Origin of the sequence: Sedimentitalea arenosa (assembly GCF_016428585.1) — a bacterium.
GTDB classification, from domain to species: Bacteria; Pseudomonadota; Alphaproteobacteria; order Rhodobacterales; family Rhodobacteraceae; genus Sedimentitalea; species Sedimentitalea arenosa.
The window spans coordinates 340,758-358,603 of sequence record NZ_JAELVR010000001.1 but is presented as its reverse complement, the minus strand read 5'-3'; the positions used below and the strand labels follow the sequence as shown (position 1 = coordinate 358,603).

Annotated in this window: 19 protein-coding genes; 4 read left to right on the top strand and 15 right to left on the bottom strand. The window is 63.3% G+C overall.

Annotated elements, in window-relative coordinates; genetic code table 11:
• Positions 1-26 precede the first annotated feature (26 nt).
• Genes JF290_RS01720 through JF290_RS01700 form a run of 5 tightly spaced genes read right to left on the bottom strand, consistent with a single transcriptional unit; the run spans position 27 to position 3,260 of the window.
• Positions 27-398, bottom strand: a complete 372-nt coding sequence (locus tag JF290_RS01720) for a hypothetical protein (RefSeq protein ID WP_199022996.1) — start codon at positions 396-398, stop codon at positions 27-29.
• A 38-nt stretch (positions 399-436) separates the two neighbouring features.
• On the bottom strand, positions 437-1,438 hold the full coding sequence (locus JF290_RS01715; RefSeq protein WP_199022995.1) for an endonuclease/exonuclease/phosphatase family protein: 1,002 nt from the start codon (positions 1,436-1,438) through the stop codon (positions 437-439).
• Positions 1,438-2,118: a TerB family tellurite resistance protein gene (locus tag JF290_RS01710; protein WP_199022994.1), complete on the bottom strand. Its 681-nt coding sequence runs from the start codon at positions 2,116-2,118 to the stop codon at positions 1,438-1,440. Before JF290_RS01710 ends, JF290_RS01715 begins: the two co-directional genes overlap by 1 nt.
• A 9-nt stretch (positions 2,119-2,127) precedes the next feature.
• Entirely contained in the window at positions 2,128-2,652 is a 525-nt protein-coding gene (locus JF290_RS01705; protein WP_199022993.1) for a GNAT family N-acetyltransferase, read from the bottom strand.
• Positions 2,649-3,260, bottom strand: a complete 612-nt coding sequence (locus JF290_RS01700) for a VOC family protein (RefSeq protein ID WP_199022992.1) — start codon at positions 3,258-3,260, stop codon at positions 2,649-2,651. The genes JF290_RS01705 and JF290_RS01700 overlap by 4 nt, the downstream gene beginning before the upstream one ends.
• A 138-nt stretch (positions 3,261-3,398) precedes the next feature.
• Here JF290_RS01700 and nhaA point away from each other — a divergent pair, with 138 nt between their 5' ends.
• Positions 3,399-4,583 (top strand): Na+/H+ antiporter NhaA, encoded by a 1,185-nt coding sequence (gene nhaA / locus JF290_RS01695; protein ID WP_199022991.1) that lies wholly within the window; start codon positions 3,399-3,401, stop codon positions 4,581-4,583.
• Positions 4,584-4,627: 44 nt separating this feature from the next.
• Here nhaA and JF290_RS01690 read toward each other — a convergent pair whose 3' ends face one another.
• Genes JF290_RS01690 through JF290_RS01680 form a run of 3 tightly spaced genes read right to left on the bottom strand, consistent with a single transcriptional unit; the run spans position 4,628 to position 8,137 of the window.
• Positions 4,628-5,113, bottom strand: coding sequence for an MAPEG family protein (locus tag JF290_RS01690; protein ID WP_233155080.1), 486 nt, complete (start codon positions 5,111-5,113; stop codon positions 4,628-4,630).
• Positions 5,113-7,242, bottom strand: a complete 2,130-nt coding sequence (gene scpA, locus JF290_RS01685; RefSeq protein ID WP_199022990.1) for a methylmalonyl-CoA mutase — start codon at positions 7,240-7,242, stop codon at positions 5,113-5,115. Before scpA ends, JF290_RS01690 begins: the two co-directional genes overlap by 1 nt.
• Positions 7,205-8,137 (bottom strand): hypothetical protein, encoded by a 933-nt coding sequence (locus tag JF290_RS01680; protein ID WP_199022989.1) that lies wholly within the window; start codon positions 8,135-8,137, stop codon positions 7,205-7,207. The genes scpA and JF290_RS01680 overlap by 38 nt, the downstream gene beginning before the upstream one ends.
• A 177-nt stretch (positions 8,138-8,314) precedes the next feature.
• Between JF290_RS01680 and JF290_RS01675 the strand changes: the two genes are divergently transcribed.
• Complete coding sequence (locus JF290_RS01675; protein ID WP_199022988.1) at positions 8,315-8,758, top strand: DUF4174 domain-containing protein; 444 nt, start codon at positions 8,315-8,317, stop codon at positions 8,756-8,758.
• A gap of 51 nt (positions 8,759-8,809) precedes the next feature.
• Here the strand turns inward: JF290_RS01675 and JF290_RS01670 are convergent, their stop codons facing one another.
• The 7 genes from JF290_RS01670 to JF290_RS01640 form a co-directional block, all read right to left on the bottom strand.
• Positions 8,810-10,810, bottom strand: coding sequence for an acetyl-CoA carboxylase biotin carboxylase subunit (locus tag JF290_RS01670; RefSeq protein WP_199022987.1), 2,001 nt, complete (start codon positions 10,808-10,810; stop codon positions 8,810-8,812).
• A gap of 168 nt (positions 10,811-10,978) precedes the next feature.
• The gene (locus JF290_RS01665) at positions 10,979-11,188 is read right to left on the bottom strand and encodes a hypothetical protein (protein WP_199022986.1); all 210 of its coding nucleotides are present in this window, start codon (positions 11,186-11,188) and stop codon (positions 10,979-10,981) included.
• Positions 11,189-11,516: 328 nt separating this feature from the next.
• The gene (locus JF290_RS01660) at positions 11,517-11,864 is read right to left on the bottom strand and encodes a hypothetical protein (RefSeq protein WP_199022985.1); all 348 of its coding nucleotides are present in this window, start codon (positions 11,862-11,864) and stop codon (positions 11,517-11,519) included.
• Between the two features lie 412 nt (positions 11,865-12,276).
• Positions 12,277-12,696: a DUF6497 family protein gene (locus JF290_RS01655; RefSeq protein ID WP_227362753.1), complete on the bottom strand. Its 420-nt coding sequence runs from the start codon at positions 12,694-12,696 to the stop codon at positions 12,277-12,279.
• A complete protein-coding gene (locus tag JF290_RS01650; protein ID WP_199022984.1) occupies positions 12,693-13,091 on the bottom strand; it encodes a cupin domain-containing protein in 399 nt (132 codons plus the stop codon). Before JF290_RS01650 ends, JF290_RS01655 begins: the two co-directional genes overlap by 4 nt.
• Before the next feature lie 19 nt (positions 13,092-13,110).
• Positions 13,111-13,371 (bottom strand): DUF7218 family protein, encoded by a 261-nt coding sequence (locus JF290_RS01645; protein ID WP_199022983.1) that lies wholly within the window; start codon positions 13,369-13,371, stop codon positions 13,111-13,113.
• Positions 13,372-13,424: 53 nt separating this feature from the next.
• A complete protein-coding gene (locus tag JF290_RS01640; RefSeq protein WP_199022982.1) occupies positions 13,425-14,957 on the bottom strand; it encodes an acyl-CoA carboxylase subunit beta in 1,533 nt (510 codons plus the stop codon).
• Positions 14,958-15,132: 175 nt separating this feature from the next.
• Between JF290_RS01640 and JF290_RS01635 the strand changes: the two genes are divergently transcribed.
• Both JF290_RS01635 and JF290_RS01630 read left to right on the top strand, forming a co-directional pair.
• A complete protein-coding gene (locus JF290_RS01635) occupies positions 15,133-16,347 on the top strand; it encodes a multidrug effflux MFS transporter (protein ID WP_199022981.1) in 1,215 nt (404 codons plus the stop codon).
• A 63-nt stretch (positions 16,348-16,410) separates the two neighbouring features.
• Positions 16,411-17,811 carry a helix-turn-helix domain-containing protein gene (locus JF290_RS01630; protein WP_199022980.1) on the top strand — a complete coding sequence of 467 codons (1,401 nt, stop codon included), beginning with the start codon at positions 16,411-16,413 and terminating at the stop codon, positions 17,809-17,811.
• Positions 17,812-17,846: the final 35 nt, after the last annotated feature.

The following is a 17,846-nucleotide window of genomic DNA, read 5'->3' as shown; positions in this document are numbered from 1 at the left end:
GCGCCTCGGACCTTGACAGGCTCTTGTCAGATATCGGTCTGCCCGGCAGGCGGAGGGTCTTCAGGCTCGACAGGCGTCTCGGGTTGCGGTTTCTTGCGAATGATGATGTCGCCGTTGGGCAGGATTTCCGGCGGTTCGTAGGCCGACCAATCCTGCACCTGGTCGAGCATCCGACCGAAGGCCGGTCCCATTTCTTCCAAGAAGCTCGACAGTGCCGGACCGTATTCCTCGGCCAGCTCGCGCATGCTCTCGAGCGCCGGGGACATCTGGTCGCGCAGCCCTTCGAAGAACAGCTCGAGGCCACGTTCCATCAGGGTTTCACCCTCACTCTTCTCCTGCGCCGCGACCGGCGTGAGGTGGACGGACAGGATGACGGCGAGGATGAGAGAGCGTTTCATGAACTCATCATATGTCCCGCGACACGAATTTTCAAAGCTCAGATTGCGAGGTCCAGCGATACCGGAAAATGATCGGACGCGGTCAACAACGCCTCGCGCAGGTCCACGTTGGCCCAGCATTTCGCATCCTCCAGCGGATGCCAGATGCGCCAAACCGGCGTGCGGCTCATCAGGTCGCTCGAGATCATCACATAGTCCAGCAGCGCGCTCAGATAGCGGCCCTGATCCGGCAGGTGGAAGCGCGCGCTGGTCGGGGCGAGGCCGTGCCTCGGCGACAATGCCTCGCGGGCGTTCGGATCGTGCAGGTCCTCTCCCAACAGGATCTCGACCGAGGACCGCCCGAACAGGTGCTCGAATTCGTCGAGCCCGGGGCCGTCGTTCAGATCGCCCATCAGGATCACCGGGGTGCCCTCTTTGAGATGTCGGTCGATCCGCCGCCTCAGCCAGACCGCCTGCGCCAGCTGTTTGCGCCGGTTGGCGATCGACAGGCGCATCACGGCATCGCGGGTGGTCGCACTGTGCGGCGCCTTGGACTTCAGATGCGCCCCGATCAGGCGCAGAACCGTGCCTCGGCGGGTCGTCACCTCCAGTTCCAGCGGCGGCTTGGAGAACTCGACCTTGTCTTCGGTGGCATCGATGTCGAGATCGATGCGGAAAACGGTATCGAACCGCGGGGCGTGCTGCGCCTCCTTCTGCCCGCGCGGATCGTGACGCGCATCGAGAGCGGCCGGATCATAGAGCAACGCGATTTCCTGATGGGTGGCGTTGGCGAAGCCGATCACAGCGCGGTTGGATCTGAGGTCGAACGCCTCGGCGAAATGTTCGAGCGCGCGCACGGTGTTCTGCCGTCGCCCCGTGTTGGGCGCTTCGATGATCATCACCGCGTCGGCGTCCAATGCCGTGAAGACCATCGCCAACGCCTCGATCTGCTGGGCACGGGTCACGTCACGACGGCCGGACCATCCGTCATCGAGTATCAGCTTGTCCTGATCGTCAAAGAGGTTGGCGAACCATTCGACGTTATAGGTGGCAAGGCGCATCAGGCGGCCGCGTCGTTGATGTCTTCCCAGGCGCGATTGATGTCCACCATCCGTTTTTCCGCCAGCTTGATCGCCTCGGGTGGCACACCCCGCGCCATCATGCTGTCCGGATGGGTTTCCTGAACCAACCTGCGCCAGGCTCTCCGGATCTCCGGCATCGGGGTCTGCGGCGTCACTCCGAGGACCGTGTAGGGATCAGGCTTTGCATCGGGCACGAACCGGGCACGCAGGGCGCGGAAATCGGGTTCGGGTACACCGAAAATCTCGGCCACATCCTCGAGAAACCTGTTTTCTCCCGGATGATAGAACCCATCCGCCATGGCGATGTGAAACAGGCCTTCCATGAGATCGCAGAGCGTCTTGGGGTCTTCGCTGAACATCGCGCGGATGCGCTGCGCATATTCCTGGTATCCGGCGATGTCGGTGCGCGCCAGGTTGAAGACCTTCGCCGCGCCTGCCTCGTCGGCACGGGCGATCTGGAACACCTCGCGAAAGGCCGCGACCTCGTCGCGAGTGACGTGGCCATCGGCCTTGGCCATCTTCGCCCCCAACGCAATGACTGCGATGGCAAAGGCGACGCGGCGTTCGGGCGGCGTGCGCAGGCGCTCGAACACTTCGGCAAGGCTTTCACCTTGCGCCAGCGCGGCGAGCGCGTCCGATATGCGGGTCCAGAGCGACATGAGGGCAGTCTATAGCGCCGCCGCGCCGGAGTCAGGCGCGCCATCTTGTCCCTGGTCCAGACCCTTCTGCATCAGGACGAGATCCAGCCACCGCCCCTGCTTGAAGCCGACTTCGGGCATACGCCCGACATGGGCAAAGCCGAGCCGCTCATGGAACGCGATCGCGCCGGGATTGGCGGCGCTGATCGCGGCGACCAGAACATGAACCGACTGCGCGTGCGCAACCGTTTCAAGGTGGTGCAGGAGTTTCCGTCCGATCCCCTGCCCGCGCGCATCCGGCGCAAGATAGGTGGTGTGCTCGCATGTCCGCGCATAGCCCACCCCAGAGCGGAACGGGCCATAGGTCGAAAAGCCCACAATGCGGTCAGCGCGTTCTGCGACGATATAGGCCGGCGCGCGACGCGCGATATCCTCCGCGACCGATGCGGCGCTGCGCGATTCCTGTGCAAAGGTCACGAGCGTATCGCGGATGATCGGATTGAGGATGGCACAGATCGCGGTGGCGTCCTCCGGCCGCGCGGGGCGCAGGATCATGCCAGCGTCCTCATCCCGTGCGGTGTTTGGATTTCGGCGATCAACCCCGCCGGGCCCGGATCGAAGACGACGCGTTCATCCTGCAAAACAGACGCGACGAGATCCTGCAACGCCCTGGCCTCCGGGTGAGACACGACCAGACGGCGCAGAGAGCAGCCCGAGGCGGGCAGCAGGGCGCTCGGGTGGACGGGACTCTGCCAGCAGATCAGCGCCGGGTGCAGGTTGTCAAAGCTCAGCCGTCCGTCATCGGGCACCGCCATCTGCCAGCGCAGGTCTCCGCGGCGCAGGGCCACCGCGCGTCCCGCCTCGGGAAGGTGTTCCAACGCGTCACTCAAGCAGTCGGTGGCGCAGATCCAGTTGGACAGACGCGCTGGCCCCGAGAACCGATCAAGATCGAACCAGCGCGGGATCGCCGGCGCCGCCGCATCAGGGTCTTGGGCGATGGCTTCGACATAGAGCCCATCGGCGAGCCCGAGCAAGCGGTTGTGAGTTCCGAAGAGATCGTGCGTGCCACCCGGATGCAACCGCACGCCAAGCGCGACCTCCACGGCCGCGGCCGCGTCCTCCAGAGTGGTGCCGGCCACCGCGATATGGTCAAGACGGATCATGACCGGACAGTGACGTGCGAGCGCCGCCGACGAAAGGCAAAAAACACGCAAATCGACCCGAAACCCACGCAAGACTATTGTTTTCACGGCGGACCGACCCATCTTTGCCCGAATACCTGACAAAATCAGAGGGATAGGATGCTACTTCGCGCGATTGACAAGTTTTTCAGCCACGAAGCCTCCGGGGGCATCCTGTTGATGGCCGCCGCCGTGGCCGCGATGATCGTCGCGAATTCCTCTCTTGCCGTCTACTACCAGGACGTTCTCGGCAGCATCGTTTCGGTGCAGGTGAACGGCGAGGGGCTCGAAAAACCGCTGATCCTCTGGATCAACGACGGGTTGATGGCGATCTTCTTCTTTCTGATCGGACTCGAACTGAAACGCGAGCTGATGGAAGGCAAGCTGAAGAACCCGCGTGACGTCGTGCTGCCCGGCGTCGCCGCCATCGGCGGTATGGCCCTGCCGGCGCTGGTCTTCGCCTATTTCAACTGGGGCCTGCCCAGCATCGATGGCTGGGCGATTCCGGCAGCGACGGATATCGCCTTTGCGCTCGGCATACTGGCGCTGGTCGGGAACCGGGCACCGGTCTCGCTCAAGGTCTTTCTTCTGACCCTCGCGATTCTCGACGACCTCGGCGCGATCATCATCATCGCGCTGTTCTACACCGCAAATCTGAAAGTCGATTACCTGCTGCTGGCGCTGCTGCCGCTTGCCGGCCTGATCTGGCTCAATCTCAAAGGCGCACACCGCATCGCCCCGGCCATCCTTCTGGGCACGATCATGTGGTATTTCGTGCTGAAATCCGGCGTGCACGCGACGCTTGCCGGTGTGGTCACCGCGTTCTGCATCCCGCTGAAGGACAAGTGGGGCAAGTCACCGCTGCATTCGCTGGAACATGCCCTCGCGCCTTATGTGCTCTACCTGATCATTCCGATTTTCGCCTTCGCCAACGCGGGTGTCGTACTGCAGGGAATGACGCTCGACTCGCTGATGCAGCCGCTGCCTCTGGGCATCGCGCTCGGTCTGCTGATCGGCAAGCAGGTGGGTGTGTTCGGCCTGACCGTGTTGATGGTCAAGACCGGTCTCGCGCGGCTTCCCGCTGGGGCCAACTACCTTCACATCTACGGGATCGCCTGTCTCGCCGGCGTGGGTTTCACCATGTCGCTTTTCATTGGCGGGCTGAGCTTCTCCGACGCGGCCATGATGAACCAGGTCCGCGCCGGGGTTCTGTCGGGATCCATCGTGTCGGGGCTTCTGGGCTATTCCGCGCTCATGCTGGCCGCGCGCCTCGAGCCCCGGAACGCCATGGCACCGGCGCAGTAAATCAACCCGGGTAACCGATCACGGTTGCCCGGGTTTGGTCGCCATCAGATCGCCCAGGCAAATACCGCCCAGAATGCCGCCAACACCGTTGTGTAGAAGGTCGCGGCGAAGCCGAAGGCGCGCAGTGGCGGAGCCGCGTGATACCCGATCCAGAAGGCAAGCCGTGAGAGGGCGAACGCCACGCCCATCACGAGGACGACGCCGCCACCAAGGGTCAGTGCCACGAAGGGCCAGGTGACGAGCGCCAGGACCACCTGTTCGATCGTGTTGTGCAGCACGCGCTGATCGACCCAGCCGGGGCTGCCGGATGGAAAGTCCTGCCCGTCGATGAGCGCATCATCCCAAAAGCGTCGCTGCGCCAGGCGACCGATCATCGCCGCCATAACGATCCCCGGCGGAACGAGGGCTCCGGGCACGGACAGGGGCGCCGGCAAGTAGGGCAGACCCGCCAGTTGCGGCCCGCCGACAACGGCGAGCGCCCACAGGGCACCCGCCGCCATGCCCGCAAGGATGCGGGCGCGCTTTCGCATCAGGCCCGCGCGTCGCGGATCAGCCTGAGGATATCCTGTGCCGCCTCGGGAATGTTGGTGCCCGGCCCGAAGATCGCCTTGACCCCGTTGTCCCGCAGGAACTTGTAGTCCTGCTGCGGGATGACACCGCCGCAGATCACGATGATGTCCTCGGCCCCGGCCTCCTTGAGCGCGGCCACCAGCTGCGGGGCCAGCGTCTTGTGACCGGCCGCCTGCGAGGAGATCCCGATCACGTGCACGTCGTTGTCGACCGCATCCTGCGCCGCCTCCTGCGGGGTCTGGAACAGCGGGCCCACGTCGACATCGAACCCGATATCCGCGAAGGCCGTCGCGATCACCTTGGCGCCCCGGTCATGTCCGTCCTGGCCCATCTTGACCACGAGCATCCGCGGCCGGCGGCCCTCCGCCTCGGCGAACTCTTCGACCGATTTCTGGATCGCGGCGAAGCCTTCGTCGCCCTCGTAGGCCGCGCCATAGACGCCCGCGAGCGTCTTTACTTCCGCGCGGTGACGTCCGAATGCCTTTTCCATTGCCATGCTGATTTCTCCGACAGAGGCCCGAGCGCGCGCGGCCTCGACGGCCGCTTCGAGAAGATTGCCGCCCTCGGTTGCGCGGCGAGTGATTTCGGTGAGCGCCGCGTCGCAGGCGGCCTGGTCCCGTTCGGACCGGATCCGCTCGAGCCGCGCGACCTGGGATTCGCGGACCTTGGCGTTGTCGATGTCGAGGATGTCGAGTTCGTCCTCTTTCTGCAGGCGATACTTGTTCACGCCGACGATCACTTCCTCGCCCCGGTCGATCATCGCCTGGCGCCGCGCGGCACTTTCCTCGATCCGCAGCTTCGGCAGGCCGCTGGCGACCGCCTTGGTCATCCCGCCCATCTCCTCCACTTCCTCGATCAGCTTCCACGCTTCGGTGGCCAGGTCATGGGTCAGCTTCTCGACGTAGTAGGAGCCGGCCAGCGGATCGACCACGTTGGTGATGCCGGTTTCCTCCTGCAGGATCAGCTGTGTGTTGCGCGCGATGCGGGCGCTGAAGTCCGTCGGCAGGGCAATCGCCTCGTCCAGCGCGTTGGTGTGCAGCGATTGGGTGCCGCCCAAGGCTGCCGCCATCGCCTCGTAGGCGGTGCGCACCACGTTGTTGTAGGGATCCTGTTCCTGCAGGCTGACACCGCTGGTCTGGCAATGGGTGCGCAGCATCATCGACTTGGGGTTCTTGGGTTCGAACTCGCTCATGATGCGGTGCCAGAGCAACCGCGCGGCGCGCAGCTTGGCCGCCTCCATGAAGAAATTCATGCCGATGGCGAAGAAGAACGACAAGCGCCCGGCGAAGCGGTCGACATCCATGCCGCGCGCGATCGCCGTGCGCACGTATTCTCGCCCATCCGCCAGCGTATAGGCCAGTTCCTGCACGAGGTTCGCGCCCGCTTCCTGCATATGGTAGCCCGAGATCGAGATGCTGTTGAACCTGGGCATCTCGTTCGCGGTGTATTCGATGATGTCGGCCACGATCCGCATGCTCGGTTCCGGCGGATAGACATAGGTGTTGCGGACCATGAACTCCTTGAGGATATCGTTCTGGATGGTGCCCGACAGGACTGACCTGTCATGGCCCTGCTCCTCGCCCGTCACGATGAAGTTCGCGAGGATCGGGATCACCGCGCCGTTCATCGTCATGCTGACGCTGACCTTGTCGAGCGGAATGCCATCGAACAGGATTTTCATGTCCTCGACGGAATCGATCGCAACGCCCGCCTTGCCCACATCGCCGACAACGCGCGGATGGTCGCTGTCATAGCCCCGATGCGTGGCCAAATCGAAAGCGACGCTGACCCCCTGCTGCCCGGCGGCGAGGCCACGGCGATAGAAGGCGTTGGATTCCTCGGCGGTCGAGAAGCCCGCATATTGCCGGATCGTCCAGGGACGCCCGGCATACATCGTCGCCTTGACCCCGCGGGTGAAGGGCGCGGCACCGGGGATCGACCCCAGATGGTTGACCCCGGCGAGATCGTCAGCCGTGTAGAGCGGCTGCACCTCGATCCCCTCCAGCGTCGTCCAGGTGAGATCATCCAGGGACCGGCCGCGCAGCTCCGCCTCAGCCAGTGCCTTCCATTCGTCCTTGTCGCTCGTCATGTGATCTTCCTCTTGTCATGTCGGTCGAAGACGGGTTGAGCCCCGTCCATCTCTTTTCAGGATCGTCCATCATCCAGGCCAGCCCGTCCGCGCCGGACATCAGCCACATCACGTCGTCGGCATAGCGTTCGCGCAACCGCACGATCTGACTTCGTGTGAACGGCTGAAAGCGGCCCTCGCCCTCAGGCAATCGCGCCGCCTCGCGCGGCGCTATGTCGGCACGCAGCTCTTGCAGCCGCGCAGTCGCGTTGACCCGGATGCGGGCATGCTGCCTTGGCGCCTTGCCCGGCACCAGTGTCGCCAGTTGCGCATCCGGGCGCCCGGCGAACGTCTCGAAAGGCAGGACCCAAAGCCGCACACCGGGCAAGGCGCAGGCCAGGTCGGTGATCACGTCGCGCCAGCTTCGCTGGTCGTGCGACAGCCGCTCCAGCATCTCGGGCTCGGGCATGGGGCGCCCGCGCATCAAACCGTATCCGAAGACAGAGGCCCAATAGGTTTCCTGCGAGCGGATGTTCAGGATTACGTCGCTCACATGGCCCTCGAAGGCCGGAAAGAAGCGCGCCATGCGATCCCCCGCCGCGCCATAGAGCGATGCGCTGCGTTGGTTCTGCCCCATCGTACCGAGCATGTTCTCGTCTGAAACGATCAGGTTGCGGAACCGCTCGGCCGCCAGAGCGAGATTGACACGCACCCGCCCGACACCTCGGCGATAAAGGCTGCCGCGAACGTCTGCCTGCGGACCCGGAAGAATGCCGTGAAACAACCCGTTGCGGGTTCGGCGTGGTTCCCAGACGCCGATGCCGTCCGTGTTCAGCCGCTCGGAGTTGCGGCGCAGGTAGTGCTGAAATGTGGTCGTGGCGCAGCGATGCGCGCCGACATGCAGAATGACATCCATCGCTTTGGCGATCCTTCGGGACAGGGCCGTCCCACCCGGCCAGGTTGCAGGAATTGCCGCCATCATTCTCCGGAACCCCTCACCATGCGATTAACGTCGATGTTTTTGGCCCCCTCGGTCAAATCAGCAGTCGCATTCGCACGCATCGCCATTATATTCAAAACCACAGGAGTCAGAATGAACCGAATACTAAGTCTTGTTTTCGCTGCACTATTCGCCGTTCCGGCAGGTGCACAGGACAGTTCACCCCCCGATCCGCAAGAGCTGATCCGGCCGGCGGGCGAAAGCGACCTGAGCGAATTTCTCTGGGTCAATCGCCCGGTTGTCGTCTTCGCGGACTCTCCTGCCGATCCGCGCTTTTCCGAACAGGTCGAGCGTTTGACCGACGGCATGGACATGCTGCTCGAGCGCGACGTGGTGGTGCTCACCGACACCGATCCCAGCGCCAACTCGCCCTTGCGCACCAAGCTTCGCCCGCGGGGCTTCATGCTTGTCATCATCGGCAAGGATGGCGGGGTCAAGCTGCGCAAGCCCCTGCCCTGGACCGTGCGCGAGATCACCCGCTCGATCGACAAGATGCCCGAACGCGAGCGCGAGGTGAACCAGCGCCGAGGCTTCTGACCCCGGTCTGGCTGCACTCTCGCGTTATTTGCCGGGCGTTGGCTCACGGGGTCACTCGAACTCCATGATGACGTCGTCGACGGCCAGGCTGTCTCCGGCGGCGGCATTGATCCTGGAAACCATGCCCTTGCGTTCGGCGCGCAGGATGTTCTCCATCTTCATCGCCTCGACAGTGCACAGCGCCTGCCCTTCCTGAACCTCGTCGCCGACCGCCACATCAACCTTCACGATCAGCCCCGGCATCGGGCAGAGCAGCATCTTGGACGTGTCAGGGGCGACCTTCTCGGGCATCAGATCGGCCAGTTCGGCCTGCCGCGGCGTTCGAACATGCACCTTGATGTCGGCACCGCGCGACCGGATTCGGAAGCCGCCGCTGATCTTGCCGACCTTCAGAACCAGGGGGCTGCCCTCGACGGTCAGCGTGGCCAACTGGTCACCGGGCGTCCAATCGCTGGAAACGCGCATCTCGTGCCCATCGCCAAAGGTGACGGTCGAGCCGTCATGATCTGCGGCGATCGCCGTCTCGTAGCGTTGACCCTGCAAGCTGACGATCCAGTCAATTCCGACCTTGCGTTCGTGGTTGTCCATCCGGCCGGACACGCGGGTCCGCCGGATTTCGGCCACCCGGTGCATCGCGGCACAGGCCGCGGCGATCCGGCGGAGTTCGGGCTCGGGCAGCTCAACCCCGTCGAAGCCCTCGGGATACTGCTCCTCGATGAAGGCGGTGGTCATGTCACCGGCGACGAAGATCGGATGATCCATGACCGCCGACAGGAACGGCAGATTGTGACCAATTCCCTCGACCTCGAAACTGTCGAGCGCCACACGCATCCGTTCGATGGCCTCGGCGCGGGTGGGCGCCCAAGTGCAGAGCTTGGCGATCATCGGGTCGTAGTACATGCTGATCTCGCCGCCCTCGTAGACGCCGGTGTCGTTGCGGACCACATGGCTGTCCTCGGCCACTTCGGCCGGCGGGCGATAACGGGTCAGGCGCCCGATCGAGGGCAGGAACCCGCGGTAAGGATCTTCGGCATAGAGCCGGTTCTCGATGGCCCAGCCGTTCAGCTTGATATCGTCCTGCTTGAAAGGGAGCTTTTCGCCGTTGGCGACCCGGATCATCTGTTCGACAAGGTCGATTCCGGTGATCAGTTCCGTAACGGGATGCTCCACCTGCAGGCGGGTGTTCATTTCGAGGAAATAGAAATTCTTGTCGCCATCGACGATGAATTCGACTGTGCCCGCGCTGGTATATCCGACAGCCTGCGCCAGCGCGACGGCCTGCTCCCCCATCGCGCGGCGGGTGGTTTCGTCGAGGAACGGGCTTGGTGCCTCTTCCACGACTTTCTGGTTGCGGCGCTGGATCGAGCATTCCCGCTCCCCCAGGTACACACCGTTGCCATGGCTGTCGCAGAGCACCTGAATCTCGATATGGCGCGGCTGGGTTACGAACTTCTCGATGAAGATGCGGTCATCCCCAAAGCTGCTGGCCGCCTCGTTCTTGGAACTCTGGAAACCTTCGCGCGCTTCCTCGTCGGTCCAGGCGATGCGCATGCCTTTGCCGCCGCCCCCGGCGCTGGCCTTGATCATCACCGGATAGCCGATTTCTCCGGAAATCTTCACCGCCTCGTCCGCATCGGCGATCAGGCCCATGTAGCCCGGCACCGTCGACACGCCGGCTTCCTGCGCGATCTTCTTGGAGGTGATCTTGTCGCCCATCGCCTCGATCGCGCCCTTGGGCGGGCCGACAAAGGCGATGCCTTCGGCTTCCAACGCCTCGGCGAACTTGCTGTTCTCCGACAGGAAGCCATACCCCGGATGCACCGCCTGCGCACCGGATTGGCGAATCGCATCCATCACCTTGTCGATCACGATATAGGACTGGTTCGCGGGCGAAGGCCCGATATGGATCGCCTCGTCTGCCATCTGCACATGCAGCGCCTGACGATCGGCATCCGAATAGATCGCGACGGTCGAAATTCCCATCTTGCGGGCAGACTTGATGACTCGGCAGGCAATTTCGCCCCGATTGGCAATCAGGATCTTGTTGAACATGTGGGGTCCTTCACGTGTGTTGTTGCGGAACGCAGAACACCGCCGCTGGCGCGGGCGGCCAGGGCGGTGAAATGCGGAATGGTGGTTAGGAACGTGTCGCCATCACGCCGCGGCGGGACGGCGCGGATCAGTACAGTGCGCGACGATTGACCGGAGAGACCGGAGCGGTCAGTTGCACTTGCCCGGGTTCTGGTCGCAGTACAGCACGTTGGCCGCAGCGCCGGCAGCCGCGCCCGCGACCACGTTGGTGTCAAGCGCCGCTGCGCCGAGGAAACCGGCACCGCCGCCGTAGAGCGCCTGCTCTGTCGTGGTTTCACCGCAAGCCGCGAGGCCGCCGAGAAGACCGACAAGGGTCGCTGTCTTGAGAAGAGTTTGCATGGGACACATCCTTTTGGATTCTTAACGCTCGATGAGAAAACCCATGCCTCATCCATAAAGTTCCTCAAGAAGATTGTGTCACACCCCTTGGGTTCGGCGCTTTCCCGCCCAAAACGTGAAACGGGCAGGCACTCGTCAACGACGGATGCCTGCCCGCTCAGGGAAGGGGTACGGAATAGATAGTCTGCAAACGGTGCGGGAATAGAAACACCGCCTACAACCATAACGATTGTAGATTTCGCGCAAGAATCCAACCCCATTTTTTCGATTGTCATCGAATGAGCCGTTTTCTGCCGAAATGACGAGGGGTTATGCCGAAACCTGCCGATCACGCTGTGAACACCTCGGGAAAGGCCGCGCGCGCCGCCGCGCCGTCGATCACCAGAAGCGCGTCGTAGCTGGTGGGGTCAAACGGATCTTCGGCGGGCACCACTTCGCGCTCGAACAACCAACTGAGACGCCCGGCATCCAGGTTGCCACGCTCGAATGGTTGATCGCCGAATTGCGTCCAGAGCGCCGCCATGAACGCGGCGTCTGCGCGCCGGTCGGCGGGCCTGCGATCGGCATAGCGCTCGCGCCGCACAAGCGGCGTCGCCCCCTTTGGATTGGGCCGCCTGATCGTGAACTGGAAATCCGTACCCGGCAAACGCCCGGGAAAGCCGCGATGCTTCAGCATGGTGGCCTCCCGCCAGCCAATGTCAGCCGCCGCGGTGTCTTCGGATGCTGTCTGCGGCTAGTACTTTCCGGTGGCCGTCCGGGCGACGGAAATCGGCTCCGGCTCGCGGATGACGAACTCTTCCTGAGGCTGCAATTCGCACGCAGCAGTTGTGGCAACCAAGAAGGCTGCCGCGCACAGTCTGATGCAGTGACCCATCGATGTCTCCTGACTGCTCTGCCGAATGAAACCGGAGCGCCCGCTCCGGCCGGCCCGTTCTGTCGGACCCCGGCCGCGTTTGCACGGCTCGGTAAATTCATACGATATTCAACGCCAGATTGATACGAATTTTGCGGATCGCCGGGGCAGCGTGGCAGCGAAACCTCAGGTGAAAGATGATGGGAAGCGTCGACCGCAACATGTTGTGGAAACATCAAAATTCCTCCCAAATGCAGTCGGCCGCATTCGGCCGGTACGCCTCGAAGAACTGTGTCGCATCGGGATCTGCTGCCCCGAACGGCACATCGCGATCGGATAGCGAGATCACGATGCGGCGCGGGTCAAGATCATACTCTTCCAGATAAGGCAGAATCAGGCCTCGACACAGCGCATCCATGTCCGCGATAGCGGTCTCATACGAGATGTCGCCACCGTCGCGCGCGATCTGCGGCGCCACGAATCGGAACCGCGCCCACGTCTCTCCGGGCGTGTCATCCAGAAGCACTTCGGTCAGTTCAACGTGCTGGCCGGACGGCACCGGCACCACCTGCTGAGCCGCAGTCCATGACGGCCAGCCGAGGAGAAGCAATACCGGAAACGCCCGCGCCGCCTTGGTGCCACGTCCGATTTTCACGGCGCATCCTCATCACGCGTGGCGAACTCGGCAGGCGAAACGATCTCGATCAGCTCCATATCGTCGGAATGACGGCATTCGCGGTGCTTGATGCCGGGGGGCTGCAGCACGCACGACCCCTCGCGGAGAATATGCTCGCCCTGCCCTTCGTATTCGAACACCACCCAGCCCTTGGTGACGTAGACCATCTGGAAATCCAGATCGTGGCTGTGCCACGCGCCGGGGCTTTCCATTCCCGGGACGGCTCTTATGACATGCGCACCGAATTTACCGCCTGATGCATCACGGATTCCGAGATCGCGGTACTCGAAAAAGGCTCTGAGACCCTGGCCTACGAACTTGCCATCGTCGGCATGGGTGATCGCGAATGCCTGATTGTTCCACAAACCAGACATCACGACGACCCCGCTTCGGTCAGCCGCGCAACGCTTCGATCAACTCGTCCTTGGTCATGTCCGAACGGCCGTCGATGCCGACCTCTTGAGCTCGATCGTAGAGTTCGTCCTTCGTCCAGTCCTCGTAGGGCGGCGCCTTGCCCCCCTTTTCCGAAGGGGATTGGTCGGATGACGCCTGCGCATTCGCAATTCGAGCGGATTTTTCCTTGGAATACCCCTTGTCGCGCAGGGCTTCGTAGGTGTCTTCGTCCTTGATGCTGGACATGTCCTTGTTTGGCATAACAATCTCCTTTCGGAGTGAACGCAGGGCGGGCCATGACGGTTCCTTTCGCCTCAGAGCGGAATGTTGTCGTGCTTCTTCCAGGGCATCTTGACCGATTTGTTGCGCAGCGACGCAAAGGCGCGGCTGACGCGCATCCTTGTGCTGCGCGGCTGGATCACCTCGTCGATGAAGCCACGCTCGGCGGCCACGAACGGGTTGGCGAAGCGCGCCTCGTAATCCGCCGTGTGCTTGGCGATCTTTTCCGGGTCACCGAGGTCTGCGCGGTGGATGATCTCGGTCGCGCCCTTGGCGCCCATCACCGCGATCTCGGACGTCGGCCAGGCGTAGTTGAAATCGCTGCGCAGATGCTTGGACGCCATCACCACGTACGCTCCGCCATAGGCCTTGCGCGTGATCACCGTGACCTTCGGCACTGTCGCTTCGCCATAGGCATAGAGCAGCTTGGCCCCGTGCTTGATGACGCCGCCATACTCCTGGCCCGTCCCCGGCAGGAAGCCCGGCACGTCGACCAGCGTCAGGATCGGAATCTCGAACGCATCGCAGAACCGGACGAACCGCGCAGCCTTGCGCGAACTGTCGATGTCCAGACACCCGGCCAGCACCATCGGCTGGTTCGCGACAACCCCCACGGTGCGGCCCTCGAGGCGAATGAAGCCGGTGATGATGTTCTTGGCAAAATCTTCCTGGATCTCGTAGAAATCCGCCTCGTCCGCGATCTTGAGGATCAGTTCCTTCATATCATAGGGGCTGTTGGCGTTTTCCGGCACCAAGGTGTCGAGCGACGTCTCGACCCGGCCCGGCTCGTCGAAGAACGGGCGCACGGGCGGTTTCGCCTGGTTGTTCAGGGGCAGGAAGTCGACGAGGCGACGCACTTCTGCCAAGGCCTCGACGTCGTTCTCGAAGGCCGCATCCGCGACGGAGGACTTGCGCGTGTGGGTGCTGGCCCCGCCCAGTTCCTCGGCGGTCACAACCTCGTTGGTCACGGTCTTGACCACGTCGGGGCCGGTCACGAACATGTAGGAAGTGTCCTTGACCATGAAGATGAAGTCGGTCATCGCCGGCGAGTAGACCGCGCCGCCCGCGCAGGGCCCCATGATGACGCTGATCTGCGGCACCACGCCCGAGGCCATGATGTTGCGCTGGAAGACTTCCCCATAGCCCGCGAGACTGTCCACACCTTCCTGGATCCGCGCACCGCCCGAGTCGTTGATGCCGATGATTGGCGCGCCATTCTCGACCGCCATGTCCATGATCTTGCAGATCTTGCGCGCATGCGTTTCGCTGACCGAGCCGCCCAGAACGGTGAAATCCTGACTGAAGACATAGACCATGCGACCATTTATCGTGCCCCAACCGGTCACCACACCATCGCCATAGGGGCGCTGTTGCTCCATCCCGAAATCGGTGCAGCGGTGGCCGACGAACATGTCAAATTCCTCGAAGCTGTCCTCGTCCAGCAGCAGATCGATCCGCTCGCGCGCTGTCAGTTTGCCGCGCGCATGCTGGGCGTCGATCCGTTTCTGACCTCCGCCGAGGCGGGCAGCGGCGCGGCGATCGTTCAGCACGGTCAGGATATCTTTCATGGTTCGGGTTCCCTTGCAGATTTTGCCGGACCCTACAGAACCTGCGGAGCGGACCAAAGTGGATTTCGGAATATTTGCATATTTTAGAGAACCAGTGTTTTGCTAATTGCAAAAATGCTAATTAACAGATCAACCCATAGACCGCTCCCGCTTCCGGCGGTAGGGAACATTTACCATGGCCGACTTCAAGCAAATGCGGTTCCTGGACCGCCGCACGCCACCCCATATCGCGACGCTGATCCTGATGACGGGATTATCGGCGCTGACGATGAACATCTTCCTGCCCAGCCTTCCCAACATGGCGGTGCATTTCCAGACCGACTACCAGGTGATGCAACTGTCGGTCGCGCTCTATCTGGGCACCAGCGCGGTGCTGCAGACGCTGATCGGCCCCATCGCGGACAAGTTCGGACGACGCCCCGTCACGCTTTGGGGAACGGTTCTGTTCATGCTGGCAACGCTCGGCTGCATCTTCGCTCCGAATGCCACGATGTTCCTGTTCTTCCGGATGTGCCAGGCCATCATCGCGGTCTGCATGGTTCTGGGCCGCGCCGTCGTGCGCGACATGTATCCGCAGGACAAGGCGGCCAGCATGATCGGCTATGTCACCATGGGCATGGCGGTGGTGCCGATGGTCGGCCCCGCGGTCGGCGGAGCGCTGGACCAGGTCTTCGGCTGGCAGGCGAATTTCTGGCTGCTGTTCCTCCTGGGCGGCGCCATGCTGGCGCTGATCTGGGCCGATCTGGGCGAGACCGGCAGCAAAAGCGGGCTGACCCTGACCGCCCAGTTCGCCGAGTACCCCGAGCTTCTGCGAAGTCCGCGCTTCTGGGGCTACTCGATGGCCTCGGCGCTGTCGTCGGGAGCATTCTTTTCCTATCTGGGCGGCGCGCCCTTCGTGGGTACGGTGATCTTCGGCATGGATCCGGCGGTGCTGGGCCTGTTCTTTGGCGCACCGGCCATCGGCTATTTTCTCGGCAATTTCGTCACCGGGCGCTTCGCCACGCGCTTCGGCATCAACTCGATGATCCTCTGGGGCTGCCTGATGAACTGCCTCGGCATCCTGCTGTCATTGACGTTCATACTCGCCGGCACCGCGACACCGCTCACATTCTTCGGCTTCATGACCTTCGTCGGCCTCGGCAACGGGATGTCCATTCCCAACGCGACCGCCGGGATGCTCTCGGTGCGCCCACATCTCGCCGGCACGGCGTCGGGCTTCGGCGGCGCGATCATGCTTGCGGGCGGAGCCGCGCTCAGCGCGCTCGCGGGCTTCCTGCTGACCGAAGAAACCGGCGCGCTCACCCTGATGGCGATGATGTTCATCACGTCGAGTCTCGGCCTGGCTGCGATCCTGCTGGTGATTCGGCGTCAGAAGCAGCTGGGCCTCTAGCCGCTTGTGCGCGCGGCTTTGCAAAGTTAGCGTGCCCTTGACGTCGCTTTGCAAAGGCACTCCATGCCCACCCAGAAACTCTATGCCGGGGCCAAACTGCGCGAAATGCGCACCCGCCTTGGCCTGACGCAAAAGGAATTCGCTGCAAAACTGGGCGTATCCCTTCCCTATCTGAACCAGATGGAGAACAACAATCGCCCGGTCAGCACCACCGTCGTGCTGGCGCTGGCACAGGAATTCGGTCTCGACGTTACCGAACTCAGCACCGGCGACAGCGAGCGGCTGGTCAGCGATATGCGAGAGGCGTTGGCCGATCCGGTCTTTGCCGACACGATGCCACCGCTGGCCGATCTGCGCCTTACGGCGTCCAACGCGCCGGCGTTGGCGCGGGCCTTCATCGAACTGCACCGCAGCTATCGCCAGACCCATGAACGCCTCGCCTCGCTCGATGAGGCGCTGGGGCGCGAGGATGCGCGCACCCAGGCCAGCCCATGGGACGAGGTGCGCGATTTCTTCCACTATTGCGACAACTACATCGACGCGGTGGACAGGGCAGCGGAGAATTTCGCCAGCCAGGTCGGCCCGTCGCAGGATATCCGCTCGGTCGCCATGGCGCAGATGTCGGCGCGCGGGATCGTCGTGGCGCTGGTCGACATGGACTCGCTGCGCCAATTCGATGCCGAACGCAAGATCCTGCGTCTGTCCTCGCGCGCGACGCCCCAGACGCAGGTGTTTCAGCTTCTGCTGCAATTGGCGCTGATCGTGCAGGGACAGTTGATCGAAGCGACACTCGACCTGGCGAGGTTCCATTCCGACGCGGCCCGCAGTATCGCCAAGATCGGGCTGGCGAACTATTTCGCGGGCGCGGCCCTGATGCCCTACCGCGCGTTTCTCGCGGCGGCGCAGGAGTGCCGCCACGATCTGGAACAGCTGAGCCTGCGCTTCGGGGCTTCGATCGAACAGGTGGCGCACCGCCTGTCGACGCTCCAGCGTCCCGGCGCCAAAGGCATTCCCTTCTTCTTTGTGCGCGTCGATCAGGCCGGCACGATCACGAAACGGCACAGTGCCACACGGCTCCAGTTCGCCCGCTTCGGTGGCGCCTGCCCGCTCTGGAACGTGCACCGGGCGTTCGAAACGCCGGGCCGCTTCCTGCGGCAACTGGCGGAAACCCCGGACGGGGTACGCTACATCTCGCTGGCGCGGGATGTCTCGAAACCAGGTGGCTCGTTCGGCGCACCGGTTCGGCGCTATGCCATCGCGCTGGGGTGTGAGGTCGCCCATGCGGGGTCACTCGTCTACGCGGACGATCTGGACGTGTCCAAGACGGGTGGCTTTGAGCCGATCGGGATTTCCTGCCGGATCTGCGAGCGCACCAACTGCCATCAACGATCCGTGCCACCGCTCGAACGGCGCTTGACGATCGACGAAAACGAAAGGGGAGTTCTGCCCTACCAGGTGGGCTGAAGCCCGGCCCGAGGAACGCTCGCGCCGGGCCAGGA

Coding starts and splice junctions, on each gene's coding strand:
- JF290_RS01720 (WP_199022996.1), bottom strand. CDS start 398: ATGAAACGCTCTCTCATCCTCGCCGTCATCCTGTCCGTCCACCTCACG.
- JF290_RS01715 (WP_199022995.1), bottom strand. CDS start 1,438: ATGCGCCTTGCCACCTATAACGTCGAATGGTTCGCCAACCTCTTTGAC.
- JF290_RS01710 (WP_199022994.1), bottom strand. CDS start 2,118: ATGTCGCTCTGGACCCGCATATCGGACGCGCTCGCCGCGCTGGCGCAA.
- JF290_RS01705 (WP_199022993.1), bottom strand. CDS start 2,652: ATGATCCTGCGCCCCGCGCGGCCGGAGGACGCCACCGCGATCTGTGCC.
- JF290_RS01700 (WP_199022992.1), bottom strand. CDS start 3,260: ATGATCCGTCTTGACCATATCGCGGTGGCCGGCACCACTCTGGAGGAC.
- nhaA (WP_199022991.1), top strand. CDS start 3,399: ATGCTACTTCGCGCGATTGACAAGTTTTTCAGCCACGAAGCCTCCGGG.
- JF290_RS01690 (WP_233155080.1), bottom strand. CDS start 5,113: ATGCGAAAGCGCGCCCGCATCCTTGCGGGCATGGCGGCGGGTGCCCTG.
- scpA (WP_199022990.1), bottom strand. CDS start 7,242: ATGACGAGCGACAAGGACGAATGGAAGGCACTGGCTGAGGCGGAGCTG.
- JF290_RS01680 (WP_199022989.1), bottom strand. CDS start 8,137: ATGGATGTCATTCTGCATGTCGGCGCGCATCGCTGCGCCACGACCACA.
- JF290_RS01675 (WP_199022988.1), top strand. CDS start 8,315: ATGAACCGAATACTAAGTCTTGTTTTCGCTGCACTATTCGCCGTTCCG.
- JF290_RS01670 (WP_199022987.1), bottom strand. CDS start 10,810: ATGTTCAACAAGATCCTGATTGCCAATCGGGGCGAAATTGCCTGCCGA.
- JF290_RS01665 (WP_199022986.1), bottom strand. CDS start 11,188: ATGCAAACTCTTCTCAAGACAGCGACCCTTGTCGGTCTTCTCGGCGGC.
- JF290_RS01660 (WP_199022985.1), bottom strand. CDS start 11,864: ATGCTGAAGCATCGCGGCTTTCCCGGGCGTTTGCCGGGTACGGATTTC.
- JF290_RS01650 (WP_199022984.1), bottom strand. CDS start 13,091: ATGTCTGGTTTGTGGAACAATCAGGCATTCGCGATCACCCATGCCGAC.
- JF290_RS01645 (WP_199022983.1), bottom strand. CDS start 13,371: ATGCCAAACAAGGACATGTCCAGCATCAAGGACGAAGACACCTACGAA.
- JF290_RS01640 (WP_199022982.1), bottom strand. CDS start 14,957: ATGAAAGATATCCTGACCGTGCTGAACGATCGCCGCGCCGCTGCCCGC.
- JF290_RS01635 (WP_199022981.1), top strand. CDS start 15,133: ATGGCCGACTTCAAGCAAATGCGGTTCCTGGACCGCCGCACGCCACCC.
- JF290_RS01630 (WP_199022980.1), top strand. CDS start 16,411: ATGCCCACCCAGAAACTCTATGCCGGGGCCAAACTGCGCGAAATGCGC.